Genomic DNA, 24,853 nt, shown 5'->3' with positions numbered 1-24,853 from the left:
AACATACATAAAGGAGTTAATTAAACATGAAAAAATTAGTAGCGATTGACCTAGATGGAACGTTGTTATCGTCCAACTTAGACATTTCAAAACGAAATATAACAGCGATACAAAAAGCGCAGCAACAAGGACATATTATCATGATTTGTTCTGGGCGTGCTCCAGAAGACATTAAGGAGGTATTAAAGGATACACCTATAGAGTGCCCGATTGCCGGTAGTAATGGGACAATCATTGAAGCAAACGGATCTCGCCTATTAGAAGTTTCTATCGACAATCAAAGCGTTAAAAATGTTGCGGCTATTTTAAACGAGAACCATTTCCCGTTTAAAGTTTATACGAACAAAGGAATATTTGTCGAAGCAAACTTTACCGAGCGGATGAAAGTTTTGCTAGATGAAAATGAAGACATAAGAAAACACTTTTCTGCTAGACAAATTAAGTTAATGACCGAACAACCGAAAGAAACGGAAATGTTAAAGTTTTTCGAGAGCATTGATCACATATTACAACTTGAGAATATCTCGGTCCAGAAATTTTTTATTGCTACTTTTGTGGGAAAGGAAGCTTTAATATCTTTATTAAAAGAAAAGGTAGAAAACATCGTCATTACAACTTCTGGTCCATATAATATTGAGATTATGGATACGAACGGAAATAAAGGCAATGCTTTAAAATTAATGGCAGAGCACTATAATGTTCCGATAGAAAATACAATCGCAATTGGTGATAACTTTAACGACTTACCGATGTTGGAGCAATCAGGTTTCTCAATAGCAATGGAAAATGGAGATCCAACGATAAAAGAACGTGCTTCAGCAGTCACAACGGCGAATGATGAAGATGGAGTTGCTACGGCGATTGAAAAATATGTTTTTGATTAGAATTTAAGTAACAATCGATGAGCAAATGTTAACCACTAGATAGGGAAATGTCTCTATTTAGTGGTTTTTAAGTTATCACTAACTAATCACTGAATAGTACATTTCTAAATTACAGAATACTGTTCTTTCTGAAGACGAGAATAGAAAAACCTGAATTAATGACTGAAGAATACATTAATTCAGGTTTTGTTGTTTTAAAATTTAGGTTGGGGATTTAGATACGCAAGTAGTTGGCGCAGTCACTAGCCTAGACATAATTACTGCAATTACACATAGTAAAGCTGCGATCAAAAAAGCTGTCGTAAAAGGTGTTTCAGCGGCGATCAGTGGACCAATGAAAGCAGACAATCCGTATGCTTGATACATTAATCCGTAATTGATTCCGATATTTCTCGTTCCATAAAAATCAGCAGTAATGGTAGGAAATAAAGATAAAAAACCCCCAAAACAAAAACCGATGATCGACATATAAAATAAAAACGTAGCAAAGTTCATCGTGACATCACTCATTAAAAACATCACTAATCCGGTTAAAATGTAGATAAAAGTTAACGTATTGATTCGACCAATATTATCAGAGATAACGCCTAACAAAATTCGACCAGCAGCGTTAAAGATCGCAATGACCATGACAGATGTGCCTGCTGTATCAAGATCAAGTTGAACTAACTCCATTCCGATATCAACGGCAAAGCTAATCACCATAAGTCCTGAAATACAGCCAAATAAATACATCGACCATAAAAGGTAAAATTGTTTCGTTTTAAGCATTTGCTTTGGCGTAAATTGATCATCGCATAATTGCGAAATACCTCCGAGTTTATTTTTACTCGAATAATTCGGAGGGTTGATTAATAATTGAGCACCACCGACAACTAAGATAAAATAAATGATCCCTAAATATAAAAACGTTGAAGATACACCGAAATTCTCGATGAAGTAAACCATCACCGGTTTAAAAACCAAACCACCAGCACCGAATCCAGCTACAGCAACCCCACTAATAAAGCCTCTTTTTTCAGGAAACAATTTGACACAGGCAGCAAGTGGACAAACATAAGCAATCCCGATACCGGCGCCACCAATAATCCCGTAAAATAAATATAATTGATATAATGACGTCGCTTGACTTGATAGTAGTAGCCCAACACCTAAAAGAAATCCACCGACTGTAGCGACTAACCGAGGTCCAATCATGTCTTGAACCTTTCCAGCTAAGATCGTAAATAAAGCAAACGTAGCGATCGTAATAGAAAAAGTAATGATAATATCGTCTTTTGCCCAACCAAACGTATTGGCGAGAGGCTGATTAAATAAACTCCACGCGTAAACAGCACCTAAACTTAATTGGATTAATATTGCACCAAGTACGACAAACCACCGGTTAAACATGTTAACCCTCCTTGTTAGTTAGTATCGTTAATGAAGTGCTATTTTATTTAAAAGTCGTCATGAAAATATTCACAGAAATAAGATGACGATAATTTTATTATGTAAACTAAATAATGAATTTCTTAATTCAATATTATCGCCATTAAGTAACTATATGTAGTTGCGTTAAACCGCTCGCAACTACATATAGTTTGATATGGCTCAATTTAGGGGGTTATGAAATTCACTCTACTATTTGTTTTTTAAAATTAATTGATTATCGATTTGCTTGGGCGTATTTGTTATTTTTATTTTCCATATTAAGAAGTGTTCAAAGGAAAATCTACTTTTTTGAAGAACTATATAAAATAAAATATTTGGAAAAGGGATGGAAAACGATGATTTATAGCAATTTTACATGTACGAAATATATAGCTGTTCAATCGGGAACTTCTAACGAGGCAAAAGCTGGATTTTTAGGGCATGCTACTCCTACTGAATTATGCAGGTTTATAAACGGGGAAATTTATCATGCGACAGCAATATTAGGACAAATAAGAACGGGAATGGATGATTTTAAGGAAGAAATGAAGAGATGGCAGCAAATTTTATTTCAGTGCGGAGGAGATTTGTACATTACTAACGATTTTAATGTCACTGGCAAAGAGGTCACATTTTTAAAAGAATGGTTAAGTAGGTTAGAGCCTAAAAACTTTGTCTTACAACTCTTTGTAATACGGTTCGCTCTCGGCTGGTTGGTTATTTTTTTAGGTTTAATGGAAAATATTTTTTTCGATACATATATTTGCTTTGATTTAGCAAAATAACCAGTAGTAATTATATTTTTTAGGAGCTGTTATTATTGTTTCGTAAACGGAGGAAAATCAAAAAGCTTGAGCAATTAATAGCAGAGAAGGAATTGAAACAGCCACAGGAATCTGTACAGCAGGCACCAAGGTCACAAGGTTCTCTCTCCGGTGACTTAAATGAAAACGTTAATGCCCTCCGTTCCATATATGATAATTGTTCAGATTTTATTATTCGTCCCTTTTTAATAGAGGGTAAGGAAAAAGCAACCTTACTGTATATAGATGGGTTATCAAATATTGAAGAGATAAATGCAAACGTCCTTACACCGCTTATGGAAATACCTAAGGGACAACAATCATATGAACTGACTGAACAAGAAGTTCATAACTTAGCATCTATTCTAGAAAAAAAGATCTCTGTTTCACAAGTTAAAGAAGTACATACCTATATGGATATAACTAATCAAATTTCTTTAGGAAAGCCAGTTATTCTTATTAATCAAAGTGTTAAAGGTTTCTCAGTAGATTTAGGAAAATGGGCAAAGCGAGCAATTGAAGAACCGTCAGCTGAATCAGTCATTCGTGGCCCTCGCGAAGGATTTATTGAGTCGATCGGGGTAAATATCGCACTCATCCGTCGAAAGATTCGAAGTCCTAAATTAAAAATGGAAGAATTGGAAGTAGGCCGTATAACGAAAACTACTATAGTACTTGCTTACATAGTTGGATTAGCAGAGCAAACATTGATAGATGAGGCCAAAAGTCGATTAAGGCGAATAGATATTGATGGAGTCTTGGAAAGTGAGTATATCGAAGAATTAATAGAGGATAATCCATCCTCTCCTTTTCCACAAATATTAAATACTGAAAGAGTCGATGTCGTTGCATCTTATTTGCTAGAGGGACATGTGGCCATCTTTGTCGATGGTAGTCCATTTGTACTCATTGCACCGACTACACTTTATTCTTTATTCCAAGCGTCCGAGGATTATTATCAGCGCCCTTTGTTAAGTACCGCAATTCGTTGGTTACGTTATTTGTTTATTGTAATTTCGCTTTTACTACCTTCTCTTTATGTTGCTGTTTTAACGTACCATCACGAAATGCTCCCAACAACACTTCTAATTAGTATGGCGGCCTCTCGTGAGCCCATTCCATTTCCAGCTGTAATTGAGGCATTATTAATGGAAATTATGTTTGAAATTTTACGTGAGGCAGGGATACGTTTACCAAAACAAATTGGGGCTGCAGTTAGTATTGTCGGAGCTTTAGTTATTGGACAAGCCGCTGTTGAAGCAGGAATTGTATCTGCACCGATGGTTATGGTTGTAGCAGTAACTGGAATCGCATCATTTTCGGTCCCTCGTTATAATGCTGGAATGGCGCTGAGAATGTTGCGTTTTCCGATGCTTATTTTAGCAGGAATGTTAGGTCTTTTAGGGATAATGCTCGGTATTATTGCTATTGTTGTACACTTATGCACCCTTCGTTCTTTTGGTGTTCCATATTTAAGTCCAATGGCTCCAATGCAAGGACAAGACATGAAGGATGTGATGATGCGCTTACCACGTTGGGCACATAGGTCACGTCCACATTTGACAGGAAACTAAAATAAATTTCGGGAAAGACCAGGTCAAAAGCCGAGCCCTACTAGAGGTGGTGACTAAATGATTGAAAAAGGGAAAATCTCCGCAGCACAGATGGCACTTATGATGCATCCGACAATAATTGCTACTGGTATTCTCTTCGTCCCGTCTATTTCAGCAGCTAAAGCGGGACGAGATATGTGGCTATCACCTATATGGGGATCTTTCATTGGTTTTCTTGTCGTTTTCATTGCCTATCAACTCCATAAACACTTTCCGAATGAAACAATTATTGAATATAGTGAACATATTGTTGGACGTATCCCTGGAAAAGTAATCGGGTTGATCTATCTGTTGTTTTATCTTCATGTAAATGGAATCATTATTAGAGAATACGGTGAATTTCTATCAGGAGTTTTTCTTATGACAACTCCCGAAAGTGTCATTTTCGGAAGCATGACACTCGTTTGTGCTTTCGCTGTAAGGGGAGGTTTAGAAGTTATTGCCAGATCCGCTCAGCTCTTTATCCCAATTGTTGTACTACTCTTCTTATTGATTGTTTTTTTCTTAGCTCTCGATTTAGCCCCGACAAACATGCTTCCAGTATTTGAGGAAGGAATTACGCCATCTATTCTAGGAGCAGCAGCTCCTGCAGCATGGTTTAGTGAATTCTTACTTATAGCATTTCTTCTTCCTTATTTAACTGACAAAGAAAAAGGGTTAAAATGGGCGAATCTTTCTGTTCTTAGTGTTGTTTTCATTTTGGTGATTACAAATGTTACTGCTTTGTTTTTATTTGGCGAAATCACAGCTGACCTCCTTTATCCTGTTATGAGTGCCGGAAGATATGTTAGGGTGGCTGAGTTTTTTACACACTTGGAATCGATTATTATGGCGATTTGGATTTTAGGAACATTTATCAAAATCTCGGTTTTCTATTATGCTCTAGTACTCGGCACAGCCCAATGGTTAAAGCTTTCAGAATATAAGTTTATCGTTTTACCTCTTGGTTTTCTTTTAGTTTTATTTGCTACATGGTCAGCCCCAAATCTAACGGAGCTAAAAGGTTTTCTCGGAACATCGGCAGTCTTTTATCTCCTTTCCGTGCAACTTGTATTGCCTAGCATTCTGTTATTAATCGTTGTCATACAAAAAAAAGTAATACAGAAGAGGAGCATACAGGCATGAACTCCTTTCATATACCTAAAATAAGCAAAACGCTATTAGTCATTCTATTATCCATTTTACTTTCTCTCGTTATTGGTTGTTGGGATCGCCGAGAAATAAATGATATTGCTATTGTATTAAGTACAGGGATTGATTATATAAATGAGGATGAGATAGAGCTTTCGGTTGAAATCGTCATGCCAGAAGAAATGGCTGGTCATATAGGAGAAGGTGGAAGGGGTGGGGATCGGTCAACTTTTGTAGAATCAGCTACAGGTGTTACAATGGCTGATGCAAGATCCAAGCTACAACAAAAGCTATCACGCTTTCTATTTTGGGGGCATGCGGAAAATACTGTAATCGGAGAGAAGCTAGCAGAAAAGGGAATTCGCGAGCATTTAGATTTCTTTTCCCGAATGCCAGAAACACGCTTACGAAATTGGGTTTTTGTTAGTGAAGGTAAAGCAAAAGATCTAATTTCAAGTCTTCCTCATTTAGAAAATAGTGCGGCTGCAACCTTTATCGAATTATCTGAATTTCAAATCGGAATGAATGTTACGATGAAAGACTTAATGCAAATGTTAAAGAGTGATACTGGAGGAGCGGCTTTACCGATATTCGAAAGTTTACCCCCTAAAAAAGAAAAAGGGAAATTGGAAGGAAGGTTCCAACCTTATCTAAGTGGGACCGCCGTATTTAAAGACGATAAAATGATAGGCAAACTCAATGATGAGGTTTCGAGAGGTTTATTGTGGATTAGAGACGAAATTCATTATGCAACGGTTACAGTTGACGTTGAAGAAGAAGGTGCAACAGGAAAAGTTTCTTTGGAGTTGATACGCTCACATACGGAACTTATACCAAAAATTAAAAATAATAAATGGAGTATGATTCTTAAAATATATGCTGAGGATGATGTGATACAAAATGCAAGCCATCTAGACTTAAGAAATCCTGACTTTATTAAAATGATAGAAACAAAAATGGAAGAAGCGATAGAGGAACGAATAAAATTAGTCGTCGAACAAGTCCAAAAACAAATGAAAGTTGATATTTTTAACTTTAACGAAAGTTTCCAGCGTCATTATACAAAAGAGTGGCAGACAGCAAAAAAAAATTGGGATGAAATTTTCCCGGAGATTGAGATTGAGTATATCATTGAGGCAGCTGTTCTCCGTCCTGGTACATCAACTACACCATCAGCAGTTCCAGAAAGGGAGTTGAAAGACGAATGAAGTGGGCAATGATTTTTGGTATTACGATTTTGACTGCATTGATACTTTGGTATGAGTTGCCCAAAATCAATCAAAATCAAAAAAAGGATAAATATGTACTTATAGCACTCTCAGCTATGAGCTGGGTTCTGGCAGTCCTCCTTCTATTTTTTCCAAATATGCCAGGCCCCACTGAATTAGTTGATCAAATTTATAAACCGTTAGGAAAGTTGCTGGAATAGTACTTGTTAACTTCCTCCATTGCAGTGAAGGTCTTAGCTTTGTTATATAAAGAAAGAGAGAACGGCAAATTAATGTAGGTAGTTCAGTTAACGTGGAGAAAAAGTAGAAATATCGTAGTAATAGCTACTAAAATCACAAATGTATATTAGTTGCTATTTTATTGTATTTACAATATTTTTTTGAATTTGGACCCCTAGTGGTCAGAGAAAAGTTAATGGAATTTCGAAGTCCTAGAATAGAATTTTTGCTGATGCATGTGCTTGTACAAGCAACGTGTTGGACCGGCTTTGTTATAATAATCCCTACCTAAATATGACATGAAAGGAGATTTCATTTTGGATCCGAATGAGAAATGGAACCATAAATACCGAGACCGGTTGAACCGTTTGGAGCAACCTCAACCTAATGACAGACTGCAAAACCTTTCTGAATACTTACAAGGCGGTTTAGCGCTTGATTGGGCATGTGGCCTCGGTGCTAACAGTTTGTATCTAGCTGAGAACGGTTATGAAGTAGATGCGTATGATATTTCAGAAGTTGCCCTCGCCCACCTTAAAGATCAGGCAGAAGCAAAACAATTAGCCGTTACGCCTCATTTAGGTGATCTTGAAAATTGGGCTCAAATCGATTTGAAAGAAGAAGCCTATGACTTAGTGACGATTACATATTATCTTGATCGTTCGATTTTTCCACTTGTGAAGTTACTCGTTAAGGAGAATGGCTATTTTTTTATGGAAACTTTCTTTTTATCACCACAAAAGGAAAAGCAAGGCGTGTCTGATCAATATAAACTACGACCTAACGAACTTCTTTCTGAGTTTGGCGATTGGCATATTCTTTATTATGAAGAAAATGAACAAGAGGGAAGGCAGACGATTTTTGTTCGAAAGCAATTCAAATTTTAATAACGTTTGGAAGCTACATAGTTAGAAAGGAGGGAAAACAATGTTTAACCCAGGATGGATTTTTGTCATTGCCAGCATTATTGCGGTATTAGGGATCGTTTATACCTTTAAACAACTAATGTCTAGTATTGATACTAAATTAGAAAAAGGCGACGAAGTGAATACTCAAGCATTACAAAAAGAGAATAACCGTTTTTTTATGAGAGGGTGTTAGTTGAGGCTATACCGATCATTTTCGTTATCGTTGGATTTATTCTTATTGCACCATTAGAGGGTGCCCTAGAAATGGTTGAGATTTTACCGGCTTTAGTGCTTGTTATTCTTATTTTAGCTGTTGGGCTAATAAATGTTTTTATGAGGTTACGTGAAACTCTAGCAATCGGTAACATATCGAATGAGGCGAAAGCAGCCATCTTAACGACGACGTTGATAGGTGTCAGCTTAATATCTGCTATTCCGATCGTTTCAATTGTTGCGATATTAATTATGCTCGCGTAAAGAAAAATGAGAGCCCGATGAACGGTACTCTCATTTTTAACTTCTGACAACTTCTTTTTTAATTAGACTAGCTACTTTTTCTTTCGGCTTTGGCTCCTCGGCTAAGCGCGCCATAAATATTGCTAAAACAGAGATTAACCCGGCGATGATAAACGCTTGTGTAAACGGAATTACTTTAATAATAAATGGACCAGCGAATGCTGACACTCCATAAGCTTGATACATTAATCCGTAGTTGCTGCCGATATTTTTTGTCCCGTAATAATCGGCAGTGACTGAAGGGAAGAGGGCAAGGAAACCACCGAAACAAAAACCGATTAAAGAGACAGCAACTAAAAACGTCACATAGTTCATTACCCCTATACTCATATAAAACATGATAAGCGCCGTTAAACCGTAAATCATCATTAAAGTGTTCATTCGACCAATGCGGTCCGATATTTGCCCTAAAACAATACGACCAGCGGCATTAAATAATGCAATGACCATCACTGCGTTTGCAGCTTGGGAAATGTCTAGGTTTACTACAGAAACTCCGATATCAACAGCATAACTAATCACCATCAATCCCGACATGCTACCGAATAAAAACATGACCCATAATAAGTAAAATTGGTACGTTCCAAGCATTTGCTTCGTTGTAAAATGCGTAGCAGTATCCATGTTTGTTTTATCTGAATTTGCGACTTCATTTGTTGTCGTAGGAGGGTTTTTCAACAATTGCGCACCAGCAACGACAAATAGTAAATAAATAATTCCTAAATATAGGAATGAATTTGAAACCCCAGTATTTTCAATAAAATAACCGATAACAGGTTGATAGATTAGACCACCAAGACCAAAGCCGGCAACAGCTACACCGCTAATAAATCCTCTTTTATCAGGAAACCATTTCACACAAGCAGATAGTGGACATACATACGTCATCCCGATCCCGATACCACCAATGACGCCATAAAAGAAATATAATTGCAGTAATGTCGTTGCTTCGCTAGCGAGTATTAACCCGATACCGAGAAGGAGACCACCGATCGTTGCAACCCACCTAGGGCCGATTTTATCTTGTAATCTACCAGCAAAAATGGTTGCTAAGGCAAATGTCGCAATCGTAATCGAGAAAGTGAAAACGACATCTTCTCTAGACCACCCAAATTTATCAATGAGTGGCTGATTAAATAAGCTCCATGCATATACTGCCCCTAAATTTATTTGTATAATTACTGCCCCTAACACTACTAACCATCTATTCATGAGATGAACCTCCTTAATAATCAAATGTCAGAATTTTTCGAATGATAACAAAAAGAGACCAATGTTGTGAGTTTCTCATCAACATTGGTCTCTTTTGCACGCACAAAGGTGTTTGCTTAAAGCCACCAAAAATATTATTTTTATAAATACTCAGATCGTTCCACTAAAATGCATTTGTACAACCCCGTCCTAAAAAGGGGTTAATTATTTTTAAAAATCACTTAATTGTATAAGCTAATAACATATTCGTAACCGATTTCTTTTGCCCTTGCTTAGAAAAACAGTGACAAAAGCTATCGTTTAATAATATTTTTTAACTCGTCTTTTATTTTAATCTATTATGTCACAAATTTAATTAATGTCAAGAAAAAGGATTTTTAGTTTAAATCTACACAAATTTTTCAGAGGTGAAACAAGACATCAGTCGACAGAAACGGTATAATTATCGATATAAACTATAGAAATAGGAGCTAGTGAGCCATGTATCGCAATTTAGAAGAATGTATACTTGATTTAGAACAGAATGGTCAGTTAATTCGTGTACATGAAGAGGTGGATCCACATCTTGAAATGGCCGCGATTCATTTAAAAGTTTATGAGGCGGGAGGGCCAGCGCTTTTATTTGAAAACGTAAAAGGTTCGAAATTTAAAGCAGTTTCTAATTTATTTGGGAACTTAGAGAGAAGTAAGTTTATTTTCCGTAAAACGATTGATCAAGCGCAAAGTGTAGTCGCACTTAGAAATGATCCGATGAAAGCTTTAAAAAATCCGTTTAACCATGTAAGTACAGGGTTCGCAGCATCAAAAGCGTTACCTCAGAAAAAATCAAATGGTTTACCGGTAACGCACAAAGAAATTAACATCTCAGACCTGCCACTGATTCATCATTGGCCGGATGATGGTGGAGCATTTATCACACTACCACAAGTGTATAGTGAAGACCCGGACAAACCAGGAATTATGAATGCGAATCTCGGTATGTACCGTGTTCAATTAAGTGGTAATGAGTTTGAATTAAATAAAGAACTCGGTTTGCACTATCAAATTCACCGCGGGATTGGTGTTCATCAAGAGAAAGCGAATCGATTAGGGAAGCCTTTAAAGGTGAGCATCTTTGTTGGTGGTCCGCCAGCGCATACTTTGGCAGCTGTAATGCCGTTACCTGAAGGGTTAAGTGAAATGACGTTTGCTGGATTACTAGCGGGGCAGCGTTTTCGCTATAGTTATGTTGACGGCTATTGCATTAGTAATGACGCTGACTTTGTGATTACAGGAGAAATCCACCCAGAGGAAACGAAGCCTGAAGGACCTTTCGGTGACCATTTAGGTTACTACAGTCTGACCCACGACTTTCCTTTATTTAGAGTACATAAAGTGTACGCCAAAGAAAATGCAATTTGGCCGTTTACAGTTGTAGGGCGTCCACCACAAGAAGATACTGCCTTTGGTGATCTTATTCATGAATTAACAGGGGATGCGATTAAACAAGAAATCCCTGGCGTCAAAGAAGTACACGCAGTTGACGCAGCGGGTGTGCATCCGTTACTTTTTGCGATTGGTAGCGAGCGTTACACACCTTATCAAAAAGTAAAACAACCTGCTGAGCTACTGACGATTGCGAATCGTATTTTAGGAACCGGTCAATTAAGTTTGGCGAAGTATTTATTTATTACGGCAGAAGATGGACAACCTTTAGATACGCATAAAGAAGAAGAATTTTTATGTTACATTTTAGAGCGTCTTAACTTACATCGCGACATTCATTTTCAGACGAATACGACGATTGATACGTTAGACTATTCAGGAACGGGATTGAATACAGGAAGTAAAGTTGTCTTTGCTGCTTACGGCGATAAAAAACGCGACTTATGTACAGAAGTCCCTGAGCAACTGAAAGGTTTGCATGAGTTTAAAAATCCACGCCTAGTCATTCCAGGAGTCGTCGCAGTGGAGGCTCCGAAGTTCTCAAGTTACGAAGAGGCTCAAAAGGAAGCGGACGCACTTTCTGAAGCAATCCAAGCAAAAGGTGTCATGCCAACTTGCCCAATGATTATTTTATGTGACGACAGTAGTTTTCTTAGCGAATCGATGAGTAACTTCCTATGGGTTTCCTTTACGAGAAGCAACCCGTCACACGACATTTATGGTGTGAATAGTTATTATGAACATAAACATTGGGGTTGTGACAATATGATTATCGATGTTCGCACGAAACCACATCATGCACCACCGTTAATTCCAGATCCGACGGTGGAGAAAAATATCGAGCGCTTCTTTGTTAAAGGAGCAAGTTTAAGCGAAGTGAAGATTTAAGAAATACGAGTGTATAGTCGTGCTTAAACTTCTGTAAGGAAATCGAAAACTAAGGCGTTTCGCTTTTTTAAAGCGGTGCCTTAGTTTTTTTGTAATTAGATGATTGTGGTGTATGCTTCGTCTCTAAATTTTAGGGTTTCGATTTAAGACATATATCAATTTTCAAATAATGAGACATCCACCGCATTTAATAGCACTTAAAGCTATTTGTTTGTAATAAATCAAAAGGGGTGATGATCCCTAGTAATTTTTCTAGCGGGTCACCGGTTTCCGTTATTAGTACTGCTTCGAGTCTAGTTAAATATTGATCGCGGTGGTTAAGAAATTTTTGTTGAATATCAAAAAGGTTTTGATTTTTATCAACAAAAACTACATTTTTCTTCTCTTTTTGAACAAATAAAATGTCCGATACTTTTATATCATCTTTTCTTATTTTCACTTCGATATCGTCTATATTTTGCGCCATCCATCTTACAATCGAACGGTCAGTAATTAAGCCTACAAATTGGTTGTCGTTGAATGCCGGAAATTGTGTATACGAATAGCTTTTCATTAAATGGAGCACTTCGCTTAACGTCGATGTTGCTTTTAACGTTTTTACATCTTTTTTAAATAGCGGGATGACTTTTTGTGGTTTTTGGATTTCCTTTAAAATATGTTCTAGCTTTTCGACAATGTGTGTATGCGGTTCTGCGATAGCGGTCTCTGGGTAGTTTTTATCGTGGACAATGGCATTTCGTAGATAGGTAATATCTCTTAAATCATTTAAATAATGCTCAATGACACCGTTTTTCTTTTTCGCCATTTCTAAGAGCTGATGGAAGGGGACATACTTTTTGATTTGAAGCATTTTTTCAAGTTCTTTCGTAATGGCATTATAAGCAAGGATAAAGCGCTCAGAATTCCTCAATTACCCCACCTCTTTAGGAGAATACGATCTTTTTTTATACTAGAGTGAATTTCATTAATACCTAAATCGAGCCATATCAAACTTTATGTAGTTGCGAGCGGTTTGACGCAATTACATAAAGATACTTTATGGCGATAAGGTTGAATGATGAAATTCATTACTTATCATAAAAATAGGATTTAAATTGGAGAAAAAGTTTTGCGTATAGATAGCTACACTTAACATGTAAAATTATTTTAATAACATTATATTCGACTATAATGGTTTTGGATGGGCATACGTACTAACCGTTCGTTTTCGTAGCAACTTATTTAAAGGGCAACCGATTGCATCTACTGAGCATTTCTTATAAAATTACTATAATACGATAAAGGGGGATACAAACAATGCAAGATTTTACATTTCAAAATAGCACGAAACTAGTGTTTGGTAAAGAAGCGGAAAATACGGTAGGTAAGGAAACCGTGAAATACGGAAGAAAAGTTCTTCTACATTATGGTGGAGGTAGCATTAAAAAAAGTGGTTTGTACGATCGTGTTGTCGAGTCATTACGCAAAGAAGAGGTTGAAGTTTTCGAATTAGGTGGGGTAAAACCAAACCCACGTGTCGACCTTGTTAGAGAAGGGATCTCCATTTGTAAGGAAAATGAAATTGAGCTTATTTTAGCTGTAGGCGGGGGCAGTGTCATTGATTCTGCAAAGGCGATAGCAGCTGGAGCGAAATATGATGGTGATGTTTGGGATTTCTTCACAGGAAAAGCAGAAATCAACGATTGTTTACCGATTGGAACAGTGCTAACGATTCCGGCAGCTGGAAGCGAAACAAGTGGTGCAACAGTGATCACGAATGAAGATGGTTGGTATAAACGAGCAACAGGTCACGATTTAATGAGACCAAAATTTTCACACTTAAATCCAGTTCTTACATATACATTACCTGAATACCAAACCGCTTGTGGCATTACCGATATGATCGCCCATATTTTAGAAAGATATTTTACAAATGAAAAAAATGTGGAGTTAACCGATCGTTTATGTGAAGCGACATTAAAAACAATCATTAATAATGCACATACAGTGTTGAAAGAGCCGACGAATTATGCCGCTCGTGCTGAAATTATGTTAGCTGGGACCATTGCTCATAACGACTCGTTAAGTACGGGTAGAATTGGTGATTGGGCAAGCCATGATATTGAACACGAAATAAGTGGAATTTACGACATCGCTCATGGCGCGGGATTAGCAATCGTTTTTCCAGCATGGATGAAGTACGTATACAAACATGATGTAAATCGATTTGCCCAATTTGCACATCGAGTCTGGGGTGTTGAAATTGACCTAAATAATTTAGAGAAGACGGCTTTAGCTGGCATTCAAAAAATGGAGGAGTTTTTCACTTCCATTGGTATGCCAATCACATTAAATGAAGCTGATATTACTGAAGAGCATATTGATGAAATGGCGCAAAAAGGGACAGAAAGAGGACCTTTAGGAAATTTCGTGAAATTAAATGAAGAAGACGTACGCCAAATATTACAGTTGGCGAGATAGCCCTGTCATGAAACTTGAGTAATTTTTTCCATTTTCGAAAGTTCTCAATTTGGTCATATTTTTCCTTTATAATAATAAACGTCTAGATCACAACGAGACTTTTACAAAGGAGAATATGCTCGATGATAAAGAAATTACTTTGTTTATTTATAATTGGATTTATACTATCGATATGTCAGCAAGACTTGGTGGATGCGCATGCTAAACCGATGTTACAAAGTGAGTCAGCAATTTTAATTAATGCTAAGACGGGAGAAGTATTGTTTGAGAAAAATAGTGCTGCACATATGTACCCTGCTAGTATTACAAAAATAATTACAGGGATTATAGCGATAGAAGAAGGGAATTTGGATGACATCGTTACGGTTAGCGAAAATGCTAGAAATGTCATTGGAACAAGAGTTTATTTACTCGAGGGAGAAGAAGTTCCTTTAAAAAGATTAGTTCAAGGCTTATTGATAAGTTCAGGGAATGATGCTGGAACAGCTATTGCCGAACATTTAGATGGAAGTGAAGAGGCGTTTTCAGAACGGATGAATCGGTTTGTACGAGAACAAATCGGTGTTTATAATACGACTTTTACGAATCCACACGGACTTTTTCACCGAGATCATAAGACAACAGCAGCAGATATGGCAAAAATAACCCAGTATGCGATGAAAAATGGAAAGTTTCGAGAAATTGTTGGTACGAATGAGATGGAGTGGATCGGTGAAGGTTGGGAGACGACCATTTATAACCATCATCAACTAATAAGGCAATATGAAGGAGTAACAGGAGTAAAGAACGGCTTCGTTAGTCTAGCCGGTTTTACTCTAGTCACTTCTGCAGAACAAGGCGATATGGAGTTAATAGCGGTAACATTAAAAGCTTATACGAGCGAAGGTTCTTACACCGATACTTCTAATTTATTAGATTATGGATTTGAAAACTACACAACAAACGTAATTCCAAAAGGAACAATTTATGAAGATGAGTTAGGAAAAATATATAGATTAACTGAGCCAGTTAAATTTACCACTAAAAAAGATGAGGAATTTGCCAAAGAGTTCACCGATGGTGGCATTTTAAAAGTATACGATATTAACGAAAATAAAATCTTAAAAGAGACGATAGAGCCTGGAGAGTTAACGAAAAGAAAAAACAAAGTAGGAGTAAGTTTGTTAGCGCAAGAACCGATGCCTAAATCTAATTTTCACAAATATATCTATATCTCAATTTTATTAGCGATCGTTTCAGTGGTTGTTTATTTTAAAAAAAGGAAGTAATTGATTGCTGTAAGAAGAATGATTAGCCGAGTGTTTTTGCACTCGGTTTTTTGAAAATAACGTACTGAATGTCCGTAAAATATATTTCACAAATCGCGCTAATGCAATATTCCAATACCTAAATGACTACTTATATTAGTAGTTTTTAAATATAGATTAGACGAGTAAGGGAAGGAAGTTTAACTATTTGAGATTTTTTTATTAAAAGAAAGTTTACAGCATAAATATTTACCACGAAATTGTACTTTGCCGTGAATTAAGGGAAAGGGAGGGAGCAATATATTTTAATTCAAAAATGTGTTTCATCCTGATAAAACACAAATAAACATTATTACGTAAAATATAAATTTGACGAAATAAACTCCATATATTAAAATAAAACGAAAGGGTGTGATCATTTTGAGCCAAGAAAATCGCCAACGTTATTTTGAGCGCATTGAAGAAAAATCAAACCAACTTCCTTGGTATGTCGTTGAATACATAGATAAACGCAAACGTAAACTTTCACCAGCGTCATTACTTAATTATTGCCATGACTATATCATCTTTTTTGATTGGATTTTAGCAGAAGAAATTTTCAAGGGCGACCGTAAAGATATCCCTCTTGAAATCTTAGAAAAACTAACAAAGCAGCAAATTGAAGATTTTCTATCGCATTTAGAATTTCGCTTAAATAACTCTAAACTAACCGTGAACCGCAAGCTATCTGCGTTAAAATCACTGTTTAATTACTTACAAAATATCGCTGAAACTAGTAACTTACAGCCTTATTTATCGCGAAATGTGATGGCGAAAATTGAATTAAATAACATTAATGAAGATCAAGAAACGCTAGCAAACCGTATGGAAGGCAAAATTTTGCGTGGTGATGAATATGAGCAATTTCGGCAGTTTGTTGCTCATGATTATGGAGTAATTAACAAGGAAAATAAAAAGTTGTATAATTTTCATGTTAAAAATCGCGAACGTGATACAGCAATCGTCTCACTTATATTAGGTTCGGGACTCCGTTTGTCTGAGCTCGTTGGTCTTGATATTGATGATATTGATTTTCAAAAAAATACAGTAAGAGTGCTACGTAAAGGAAATAAAGAGCAATACGTCTACATTAGCGATCAAGCGATGCTCGACTTAAAAGACTATTTAGCTGTACGAAACGATCGTTATAATCTTACAAAAACGACGAAATCATTATTTGTATCAGCGCCAATGGGTCCTAAAGGAACAACTAGACGGTTAACACCACGAGCGATCGAAAAACTTGTTGAAAAATACGCCAATGCGTTTGGAAAATCATCATTATCCGTGCATAAGCTGAGACATTCATTTGCTACTAGATATCATTCAGCGATCAATGATGTTCCTAAATTACGCCGTCAACTCGGGCATTCATCGATCCAAACAACGATGATTTATACGCACATTAAAAACGATGAACTTGGCGCTGCTGTAAAAAAGATGGATTTGCCGAATGAAGATGAATAATAACCTACATTATGAATTATAGAGGGAACCCCATTTGCAGCTCCCTCTATTAATTATGTTAGTTTACATAATATACGTTATGTAAACTAACTTCGGTATGGTCTCAAATGAGAAGAATACTCTGGATAGTGAGACGAAATTTAAAATTAAACGATTTCCTTCACTTACACTTATAACAAAACATCATAGAAAAAAATTATACAACTTGAGCATACCCAGTTACCACATGAACAACAGCTCTTTTTTATAAAACTACTCCCCCATCAATGCTTAAAATCTCACCTGTAATAAAACGTGCCTCATCTGATGCTAAAAATAAGTATCCGTTGGCGATATCTTCTGGGGTTCCTAATAACTTTAATGAAGACTTTTCTTTCATATAATCCAACACTTTTTCTGGCATTTTTTCGGTCATTGGTGTCAAAATAAATCCTGGTGCGATTGAGTTTACACGAATTCCAAATCTTCCAAGTTCTTTTGACCATGTTTTTGTCATGCCATTAACGCCCCATTTAGTCGCTGCGTAATTCGTTTGACCGAAGTTTCCGTAAACTCCAACAACTGATGAAGCATTAAGAATAACACCCCCCTGCTGTTCTTTCATTACATGAGCTGCCGCCTGTCCGACATTGAAAACCCCTTTTAAATTAACATCGATAACTTTATCCCACTGGTCTTCACTCATTTTTAATAATTGCGCATCCATTGTAATCCCTGCATTATTAACCACGATATCTACACGCCCGAAAGCATCTACAGTTTGTTTAATTAAATCGTCGACTTGCTTGCGATCCGTTACATTAACAACCGCCCCGATCACATCTGCGCCTGTTTCTTTCATTTCGCTGACGGTTTTTTCAATGTCTGCTTCATTTAAATCAGCAACAACGATTTTTGCTCCTTCTTTTGCGAACGTTTTCGCTGTTACCTCTCCAATGCCTCTTCCGCCACCTGTAATAATTGCTACTTTATTTTGTAATCTCATGATCAGCTTCCCCCCTGCATGATTAAGTTTGTTTTTATAATCTTCTGACTAATTAAGACTCTCTATCATTTTACATTTATTTCTTAAATAAGCACAAGCTAATCTTAAGTTTAATTTTAGGAGGAATTTGTTTATGACAGGTCAAAAAGGCTTTCAACCGCGTTCTACTCACCCTGATGGAAAAAAGGAGAGTATTATAAACGACAGCGTTGGCAAAGAAATGGGGATAAGTGCCGATGCGAACCCTCGTAACGTTGATCAAAAGTTCAATGATTTAGAAAATAGAGTGAATAACACGAGGAAAGAAGATATGGAAGAGCTAATTGAAGAAGTGAATATTGAAAAAGACGCTTTGCGATAATTAAAGGTCATGCTTAATAATAATTTAGAACAAATGTCCATAAACGGTAAGGGAATTCTCTCCACCATTATGGACATTTGTTCCAATTGGTATTTCACTCTTAATAGCACTATATTTCTTGAAAAAGGTCTCGACAATAACTAATCAAGGAGCTATAATATAGTCAAAAAAGGAGGTGATTTACATGGAGCACATTTTAAAGCAAATTTTAAATAAACTTGATTCGTTAGAAATGGGACAACATTCCTTTGACAAGAAATTAGATGGCTTTGAGCAAAAGTTAGTCGATTTTGGCCATCGTCAAGACAGTTTTGAAGAAAAGTTAGTCGATTTTGGCAACCGACAAGACAGTTTTGAAGAAAAGTTAGTCGATTTTGGCAACCGACAAGACAGTTTTGAAGAAAAGTTAGTCGACTTTGGCAACCGACAAGACAGTTTTGAAGAAAAGTTAGTCGATTTTGGCAACCGACAAGACAGTTTTGAAGAAAAGTTAGTCGACTTTGGCAACCGACAAGACAGTTTTGAAGAAAAGTTAGTCGACTTTGGCAACCGACAAGATCGTTTTGAAGATAGAATGACTTCCCTCGAAAAAGGACAAGACGCTATCGCTTTGGAGCAATGTGAAACTCGAAAAGAAGTTGGATTTTATTATGCTAGTATGATGAAAAAGTTTGATGAAGGTAAAAAAGAATTAAGCAGTGAAATTAAGCAAGTAACTGCCGTTCAAAAAGAACATCAAAATGTTTTAGAGTTTTTAAACGAAAAACAATAACTCCTCGATTGCACGCCATTACTCCTTTAAATAAACGGCCATTTCACCGATGAGCTTGTCCATCTGATCAGCATAAGTTTTATACATTTGTTTAGCTTCCTTATTTTCAGTTTGTAAAGAAAAATTAACGAGATTAGACTGAAGTTGTTTAATATTGGCTGCGACTAAGAGCTTTTCTTTCATTTGTGGAATTTTCAATTTATCATTAAAAAGATCTACGTAAACATTTCCTAGTGAATCTATTTGTGCTAAAAATACGTCAGCAAAATCGTTGGCTCCCTGCTTTTTAATTTCTCCGAGTAACCATTCTTTCGTATATCCGTAATCAGTTAACGTTTTGTTTAGTACGTTTCCGTCCATAATCACGATACACGGGGCCGATTCTTTTTCAACAACAAGTCCAACATCTTTGGCTGTGATTGGTTGTAACTCACTTTTTTTCATGACTGTGATTTCACCGTTTTTTTCTAAAATCGCGGTCTGAATATCGGAAATTTTAAAAATATCTTTTTTTCTGAGTAAAAGCATCATTTCATCGATCGTTAAATGTTCCTTCTTTAAATTTTTTTCAAGGATTTGACCATCTTTAATGAGGGTTGTCGTGCTTCCCTCCATTAATGTCCTAAACTTTACTGATTTTAATTCAATTTTCGAAAGGATAATTGGTACGAATGCCCATATGACCATCCCTACAATAAAGTTTGACATTCGAATATGAGGACTGAATGTTAGTTCTGCAGCTATACTACCGATTGTAATTCCGACAATGTAATCAAAATACGTAATCTGGGTAATTTGTCTTTTTCCCATCAGTCTAGCAAGGATCATCATTAAAATAAAAGCAATAAATGTACGAATAATTACATGAACCAAATCATTCATTTGTTTCACCCTTCAATGTTGTACTATTTTATCATTATTGGGCAAACTACGAAAAACATACTTCTAAAAATCATTTATGTATGAACGTCTTTTGGCACGAAAATTCATCGTACTATCAGCGAACTCGTTTCAGCAAGCTGAAACACCGAGAAATCAGATGAAGTCTCGACTCCATCTGATTAAAAGTTCCCACTAATGGCGTTAATAATGAATTATGAAATTCATTAAACTATACTCGAGGTGTATTTCAATGGCTAAAACAAAAATTTTGATTGCGATATTATTCCTCCTCATTTTCAATTCAGGTTGTGATCTAATAAAAACTGAAAAAGACCGTTTATTATTACAGTCAACTACTGAGCTAGAACAACTAATCAAAAAAGAAGATTGGGAAACGGCTATGGAGAATATTGAAAAATTCGAACGGCATTACGATCAGCGTAAATGGAAATTACAGCTTCTTGGTGAGCTCGAAGATTATAAAGAAATTGAACTACAACTATTATCACTAAAAGAAAATATTAACAATGAAGAAGAAACGGAAGCAATCATTAGTATAAAACAAATTAACCACTTACTAAATATCATCTATAACCTTTGATATCACAACTGATATTTAGAACACAATTTTACATCAAAGGGGCTGTACCACAAGTGTCTGACACCATGCAGAACTTACTAAATATAGACGAATTTAATGTAGTATCCCTCTATATTTTTGGTGCCTAACGGTGTCTGACATTTACTTTGCGGCAGCCCCTTCTTAATTTACTACATCGAACTCAGGTTCTTCTTGCTGAATTCGTTCCATCCGTTGTTCTAATCCGTTAATTACGGTTTGTAATTGTTGTGCAGCATCAGCGTACTTTTGTTTAGCTTCCTCGTCTTTCGTTTGTAGAGAAAATGCTTCAAAGTTTGCTTGAACCCCTTTTGCTGTAGCGAGCGCCTGTTGAACTTTTGTTGCTACTGTCATTTTTTCCTCCTGCTTATATTTGTTTCTTTTATTTTAGCTTTTTTGGTAGCATTTTATGACAGTGCACGTTGCGAATTAATTTCTCCCTAACAAGTCGCGAGTTGCCTCTAAAATCTCTTCATCTTTTAGGCGGAACTTAAATTCTACACGTCGTGATTCTTGGTGACTATAGTTACCCTCTTCGTCTGTACGACCATCGGTATAAGATTTCCCATTCACAGTTAATTTTTCTTTCAAATGTTGTTGAATGTTTTGGTAAGGGAAATCCTCACTTAAAATATATTCAGCGACACTATACGCCCTTGCTTGAGATAGCTCTAAATTGTATAAATAGCTTCCAGTTCGGTCCGCATGCCCTTCAATAATAATTTCCGAAATGTAGTCTTCATACCCTCTTTCTAACAACACATCTAAGTAAGCTGGAACAAACTCATCTAAAAATTCAAATGCTTCAACCTTTAATACAGCATCATCAAACTCAAACAAAATATCGGTATTAAAGATCATCGCTCCAGTTTGCTCATCAATTTCAATACCGAGAGTCGAATCACTAAATTCATCATTCAGATCTTCAATTAAATTAACGCGTACCCCCATAATTTGATCAATTGTTCGTTTCATTTCTTCAATTTGAAACGATTTAATAACCATCATTATAATGAAAATGAGGATAAAACAAAGTAAGATGGCCGTTAATAAGTCGGTGAATGAAGGCCAAAAATGGCCTTCGTCCTGCTCTCCTTTAAACAACTTTTTATATTTATTAATCATGGCTTCCAATCCTTACCGGGCGTCCTTGGCTTTGTCTTTGAGCTTCTTGGGTGATCGTATGGAGCTGGCGGTTCAAGTTTTGAAATTCTTGCCCTAACTCATTGATCGTTTGCTGCATTATGCGCGCATTTCTTTGCTGGCTATCTTCGGTAATATCTCCAATTTGTTTAAATTCTTTTTTTATAGCATCATTCATATCAACGACATACTCTCCTAAGTTGCGGCTCACCTTATCTAATTTGTCACCGAGTGTTCCTTCTAAATTAGCGACATACCTTGATAACGTATCTTTTAAAACCGATACATTCGTTTCGAGCTGATTTTCTCGGTGTTGAAATGAATCTGACATTTGTGAGATCGTTCGGTTAATTTCAGCGATCAATTGCTGATTTTTCATGCCGATTTGTTCATAAGAGCGTGTCGCATCATGAACATTTTTTTCAAATGCTCTTGATTCTGCGTGATGCGTTTTTAAATGCTGGTTGAAATCTTGATTAAATTGTTTTAAATCGTCGAGTCGCTCTTTAAGTAGATTTTTATATTCCACTTGAGCGATGTTAATCATATCTAACGCCTCCGGTAGGCGAACGACGGAATTCCCTAACTTATCAAAATCATGCTTCAGTTCTTTTAAATAAGTATTTATTCCAGATAGTTTTCCGCTCAAATCGTTCCCAAAAATCCCTTTAAATTGCTGGTTGTTTTGTTGCATTAATTTTACGAGATGGTCGCTTTGGGTGTTCGTTCTCTCAAAAGCCGCTTGGATCGCCTCTTGCCGCCCGGCAACAGAGGAGAAAAACTCCCTCAATTCGCCAACCGAAGTTTGGAATTCATTTAGCGTTTCCGTTTGCGACGTTGTTAAATCGGCAATTTTTTTATACGTTTCCGTAAAAGCGCTCGTCATCTTTTCATTTCGCTGATCCATCTTGTAAAAATAATTGAATAATTGATCAAAGTTTTTATTGAGCTTTGAGACTCCTTTATCAAAGCCGTCAGTTAATTCCTTAATGCCGTCAAAAATAACCGTGAAATCTTTGAGGTTTTGCGATAATCCTTCGTTAAATTTAGCTAAATCTTTCGCGGATTGCTGGAGACCCACCGTATATTCCTGAAAGCCGTGAAACGATTGTACGATGTTTTGTAGTGATTCTTGATTCGTTTCGCGTAGCTCGACAATCGATGAGTTAATCTGTTCTGATACATTAATGAGACGTTCAAGCCCATCTTCCTCGTTCTCTTCTAAATACGACTCTGTTTTTAACATAATATCAGTTAACATATATTCCGTATTTGCGACGCGTGTGATGACCGTCATAATGAGCGACAAACCCATACCAGTTATACTCGTATAAAATGCGACATCAATCCCGGCGAGGACAAGCGCAACATTTTCGACGAGCTGATCTCCTGTGGCATCAATACTTCCGAGTGACATAGCAAGACCGATGAACGTTCCTAATACACCAACTAAAATAAAAACGGAAACCGTCATTTGAATCATTTTAATAAGACTAACGACCGGTACGTTAAACATTCTCCAACTAGAAAATTTCTTTTGAACAAACGTCTCAACCTTCAACGACTCTTGTTTATTTTTATGTTCAAACTCCCGTTGAAAGCGATTTAACGGCTCAATATCTAACGAATTATTCGTACTAAGGAAATTCCGTATTCTTCTTAATTTACTATACAAAGTAAAATGAATAATAATTGCGATCGCAAATGAGACAAATAACACCATAAAAATAAATTCAATGAAAGAATTCGATAAAATCGATTGCGCTTGCTGTTCACTTATGAAAATTTTTAAAATAGCTTCAACCATTCATCATCCCTCCTAGTCAAAATCTCGAGCTTGTCACTATATCCTTAATTAATAGCTATTCGCAAGGGGGACAAATCATGCATGTACTATGTAATTGAAAAATGGCTACATACTATAAATTTCTAGGGTCACCAGTAGTATTGAAGAACATGAAAAAAGCGTACTAAAAAAGTAACCATCCCATTTGACGACGGTTACTTTTTACTCGTTTATTGGATTGGTACTACAGTATCGCATGCACTTTCCCATTATGAAACAAGTTTTTAAGGGGGCACAGCCAACGATTAGTTAGAGTGATCATCGAGTCTTCCGTGCATAAACACACTATCATGACAGTCTATACACGTTAAATCATAATTACGATAAATCTCATGTCCTGAAATTACTGCAGGATGACGATTTACATTATTCATGTTGTGACAAGATAAACACATTTCGTCTGGTACGTCAGCCTTCATATTTGGATAATTATTCGGGTCTTTTTTACCTGAAACAGTATCAAAGAAATGCCCAATTCCACCAATTTTGTCTTTAACAAACCCCTGTCCATGACAATCTAAACAATCGAGTCTGGCATGAGGAGTAAGGTCATAATTGGCTTTGAATTCTGGAGCATCATGACAATTTAAACAAAAGCTATTACTGGAGGTCGCTTTAATCCCTGAATTCATAACAACGGCTAAAACGATCCCCGCAAATACACTTAATAAAATGATCAACGTTAACTTCTTATTAAGGTTTTTAAACATTTCTAATCACCTTCTTCTTGAGGAGTTTTCTTGCGCTGTGTTTCAAATGCTTAAAAATGTCTCTTGCTGATTTTGCTGAAA

Annotated in this window: 25 protein-coding genes; 16 read left to right on the top strand and 9 right to left on the bottom strand. The window is 36.4% G+C overall.

Features of this window, described 5'->3' with window-relative positions; genetic code table 11:
* Positions 1 to 26 precede the first annotated feature (26 nt).
* Entirely contained in the window at positions 27 to 884 is an 858-nt protein-coding gene (locus tag BKP35_RS05410; protein ID WP_071312389.1) for a Cof-type HAD-IIB family hydrolase, read from the top strand.
* A gap of 201 nt (positions 885 to 1,085) precedes the next feature.
* Here BKP35_RS05410 and BKP35_RS05405 read toward each other — a convergent pair whose 3' ends face one another.
* Complete coding sequence (locus BKP35_RS05405) at positions 1,086 to 2,276, bottom strand: L-lactate MFS transporter (protein WP_071312388.1); 1,191 nt, start codon at positions 2,274 to 2,276, stop codon at positions 1,086 to 1,088.
* 377 nt (positions 2,277 to 2,653) lie between these two features.
* Here BKP35_RS05405 and BKP35_RS05400 point away from each other — a divergent pair, with 377 nt between their 5' ends.
* From BKP35_RS05400 to BKP35_RS05370, 8 genes are all read left to right on the top strand, one after another.
* Positions 2,654 to 3,082, top strand: coding sequence for a hypothetical protein (locus BKP35_RS05400; RefSeq protein ID WP_071312387.1), 429 nt, complete (start codon positions 2,654 to 2,656; stop codon positions 3,080 to 3,082).
* 35 nt (positions 3,083 to 3,117) lie between these two features.
* Positions 3,118 to 4,674, top strand: a complete 1,557-nt coding sequence (locus BKP35_RS05395; protein WP_420534802.1) for a spore germination protein — start codon at positions 3,118 to 3,120, stop codon at positions 4,672 to 4,674.
* Positions 4,675 to 4,731: 57 nt separating this feature from the next.
* A complete protein-coding gene (locus BKP35_RS05390) occupies positions 4,732 to 5,838 on the top strand; it encodes a GerAB/ArcD/ProY family transporter (protein ID WP_211274597.1) in 1,107 nt (368 codons plus the stop codon).
* Complete coding sequence (locus tag BKP35_RS05385; protein WP_071312385.1) at positions 5,835 to 7,052, top strand: Ger(x)C family spore germination protein; 1,218 nt, start codon at positions 5,835 to 5,837, stop codon at positions 7,050 to 7,052. The genes BKP35_RS05390 and BKP35_RS05385 overlap by 4 nt, the downstream gene beginning before the upstream one ends.
* A complete protein-coding gene (locus BKP35_RS05380) occupies positions 7,049 to 7,273 on the top strand; it encodes a hypothetical protein (RefSeq protein WP_071312384.1) in 225 nt (74 codons plus the stop codon). The genes BKP35_RS05385 and BKP35_RS05380 overlap by 4 nt, the downstream gene beginning before the upstream one ends.
* A gap of 336 nt (positions 7,274 to 7,609) precedes the next feature.
* On the top strand, positions 7,610 to 8,179 hold the full coding sequence (locus BKP35_RS05375) for a class I SAM-dependent methyltransferase (RefSeq protein ID WP_071312383.1): 570 nt from the start codon (positions 7,610 to 7,612) through the stop codon (positions 8,177 to 8,179).
* Positions 8,180 to 8,219: 40 nt separating this feature from the next.
* Positions 8,220 to 8,393 carry a hypothetical protein gene (locus tag BKP35_RS19395; RefSeq protein WP_169819143.1) on the top strand — a complete coding sequence of 58 codons (174 nt, stop codon included), beginning with the start codon at positions 8,220 to 8,222 and terminating at the stop codon, positions 8,391 to 8,393.
* A complete protein-coding gene (locus BKP35_RS05370; RefSeq protein WP_071312382.1) occupies positions 8,387 to 8,677 on the top strand; it encodes a hypothetical protein in 291 nt (96 codons plus the stop codon). Before BKP35_RS19395 ends, BKP35_RS05370 begins: the two co-directional genes overlap by 7 nt.
* A gap of 36 nt (positions 8,678 to 8,713) precedes the next feature.
* Here the strand turns inward: BKP35_RS05370 and BKP35_RS05365 are convergent, their stop codons facing one another.
* A complete protein-coding gene (locus BKP35_RS05365; protein WP_071312381.1) occupies positions 8,714 to 9,928 on the bottom strand; it encodes an L-lactate MFS transporter in 1,215 nt (404 codons plus the stop codon).
* Between the two features lie 480 nt (positions 9,929 to 10,408).
* On the opposite strand from BKP35_RS05365, the gene BKP35_RS05360 reads away from it, so the two are divergent.
* Positions 10,409 to 12,241 carry a UbiD family decarboxylase gene (locus BKP35_RS05360; protein WP_071312380.1) on the top strand — a complete coding sequence of 611 codons (1,833 nt, stop codon included), beginning with the start codon at positions 10,409 to 10,411 and terminating at the stop codon, positions 12,239 to 12,241.
* Between the two features lie 187 nt (positions 12,242 to 12,428).
* Here BKP35_RS05360 and BKP35_RS05355 read toward each other — a convergent pair whose 3' ends face one another.
* Positions 12,429 to 13,151, bottom strand: coding sequence for a CBS domain-containing protein (locus tag BKP35_RS05355; RefSeq protein ID WP_071312379.1), 723 nt, complete (start codon positions 13,149 to 13,151; stop codon positions 12,429 to 12,431).
* Between the two features lie 386 nt (positions 13,152 to 13,537).
* Here BKP35_RS05355 and BKP35_RS05350 point away from each other — a divergent pair, with 386 nt between their 5' ends.
* From BKP35_RS05350 to xerS, 3 genes are all read left to right on the top strand, one after another.
* The gene (locus BKP35_RS05350) at positions 13,538 to 14,701 is read left to right on the top strand and encodes an iron-containing alcohol dehydrogenase (RefSeq protein WP_071312378.1); all 1,164 of its coding nucleotides are present in this window, start codon (positions 13,538 to 13,540) and stop codon (positions 14,699 to 14,701) included.
* A 122-nt stretch (positions 14,702 to 14,823) separates the two neighbouring features.
* The gene (locus tag BKP35_RS05345; protein WP_084031475.1) at positions 14,824 to 15,969 is read left to right on the top strand and encodes a D-alanyl-D-alanine carboxypeptidase family protein; all 1,146 of its coding nucleotides are present in this window, start codon (positions 14,824 to 14,826) and stop codon (positions 15,967 to 15,969) included.
* Between the two features lie 399 nt (positions 15,970 to 16,368).
* Positions 16,369 to 17,454: a tyrosine recombinase XerS gene (gene xerS, locus BKP35_RS05340; protein ID WP_211274596.1), complete on the top strand. Its 1,086-nt coding sequence runs from the start codon at positions 16,369 to 16,371 to the stop codon at positions 17,452 to 17,454.
* Between the two features lie 244 nt (positions 17,455 to 17,698).
* Here xerS and fabG read toward each other — a convergent pair whose 3' ends face one another.
* Complete coding sequence (gene fabG, locus BKP35_RS05335) at positions 17,699 to 18,439, bottom strand: 3-oxoacyl-ACP reductase FabG (RefSeq protein WP_071312376.1); 741 nt, start codon at positions 18,437 to 18,439, stop codon at positions 17,699 to 17,701.
* 133 nt (positions 18,440 to 18,572) lie between these two features.
* On the opposite strand from fabG, the gene BKP35_RS05330 reads away from it, so the two are divergent.
* Positions 18,573 to 18,800 carry a hypothetical protein gene (locus BKP35_RS05330; RefSeq protein WP_071312375.1) on the top strand — a complete coding sequence of 76 codons (228 nt, stop codon included), beginning with the start codon at positions 18,573 to 18,575 and terminating at the stop codon, positions 18,798 to 18,800.
* A gap of 184 nt (positions 18,801 to 18,984) precedes the next feature.
* Positions 18,985 to 19,572: a hypothetical protein gene (locus BKP35_RS05325; RefSeq protein ID WP_071312374.1), complete on the top strand. Its 588-nt coding sequence runs from the start codon at positions 18,985 to 18,987 to the stop codon at positions 19,570 to 19,572.
* A gap of 18 nt (positions 19,573 to 19,590) precedes the next feature.
* Here the strand turns inward: BKP35_RS05325 and BKP35_RS05320 are convergent, their stop codons facing one another.
* Positions 19,591 to 20,454, bottom strand: a complete 864-nt coding sequence (locus BKP35_RS05320; RefSeq protein ID WP_071312373.1) for a DUF421 domain-containing protein — start codon at positions 20,452 to 20,454, stop codon at positions 19,591 to 19,593.
* Positions 20,455 to 20,704: 250 nt separating this feature from the next.
* Between BKP35_RS05320 and BKP35_RS05315 the strand changes: the two genes are divergently transcribed.
* Positions 20,705 to 21,055, top strand: coding sequence for a DUF4363 family protein (locus BKP35_RS05315; protein WP_071312372.1), 351 nt, complete (start codon positions 20,705 to 20,707; stop codon positions 21,053 to 21,055).
* Positions 21,056 to 21,217: 162 nt separating this feature from the next.
* Here the strand turns inward: BKP35_RS05315 and BKP35_RS05310 are convergent, their stop codons facing one another.
* From BKP35_RS05310 to BKP35_RS05295, 4 genes are all read right to left on the bottom strand, one after another.
* Positions 21,218 to 21,427, bottom strand: coding sequence for a DUF1657 domain-containing protein (locus BKP35_RS05310; RefSeq protein WP_071312371.1), 210 nt, complete (start codon positions 21,425 to 21,427; stop codon positions 21,218 to 21,220).
* A 75-nt stretch (positions 21,428 to 21,502) separates the two neighbouring features.
* On the bottom strand, positions 21,503 to 22,198 hold the full coding sequence (locus BKP35_RS05305; protein WP_071312370.1) for an OmpA family protein: 696 nt from the start codon (positions 22,196 to 22,198) through the stop codon (positions 21,503 to 21,505).
* Positions 22,191 to 24,023, bottom strand: a complete 1,833-nt coding sequence (locus tag BKP35_RS05300; RefSeq protein ID WP_071312369.1) for a MotA/TolQ/ExbB proton channel family protein — start codon at positions 24,021 to 24,023, stop codon at positions 22,191 to 22,193. Before BKP35_RS05300 ends, BKP35_RS05305 begins: the two co-directional genes overlap by 8 nt.
* A 284-nt stretch (positions 24,024 to 24,307) precedes the next feature.
* Positions 24,308 to 24,772 (bottom strand): NapC/NirT family cytochrome c, encoded by a 465-nt coding sequence (locus BKP35_RS05295; protein WP_071312368.1) that lies wholly within the window; start codon positions 24,770 to 24,772, stop codon positions 24,308 to 24,310.
* Positions 24,773 to 24,853: the final 81 nt, after the last annotated feature.

This window comes from Anaerobacillus arseniciselenatis (assembly GCF_001865995.1).
Taxonomy (GTDB): domain Bacteria; phylum Bacillota; class Bacilli; order Bacillales; family Anaerobacillaceae; genus Anaerobacillus; species Anaerobacillus arseniciselenatis.
This window is presented reverse-complemented; position numbering and strand designations above follow the sequence as displayed.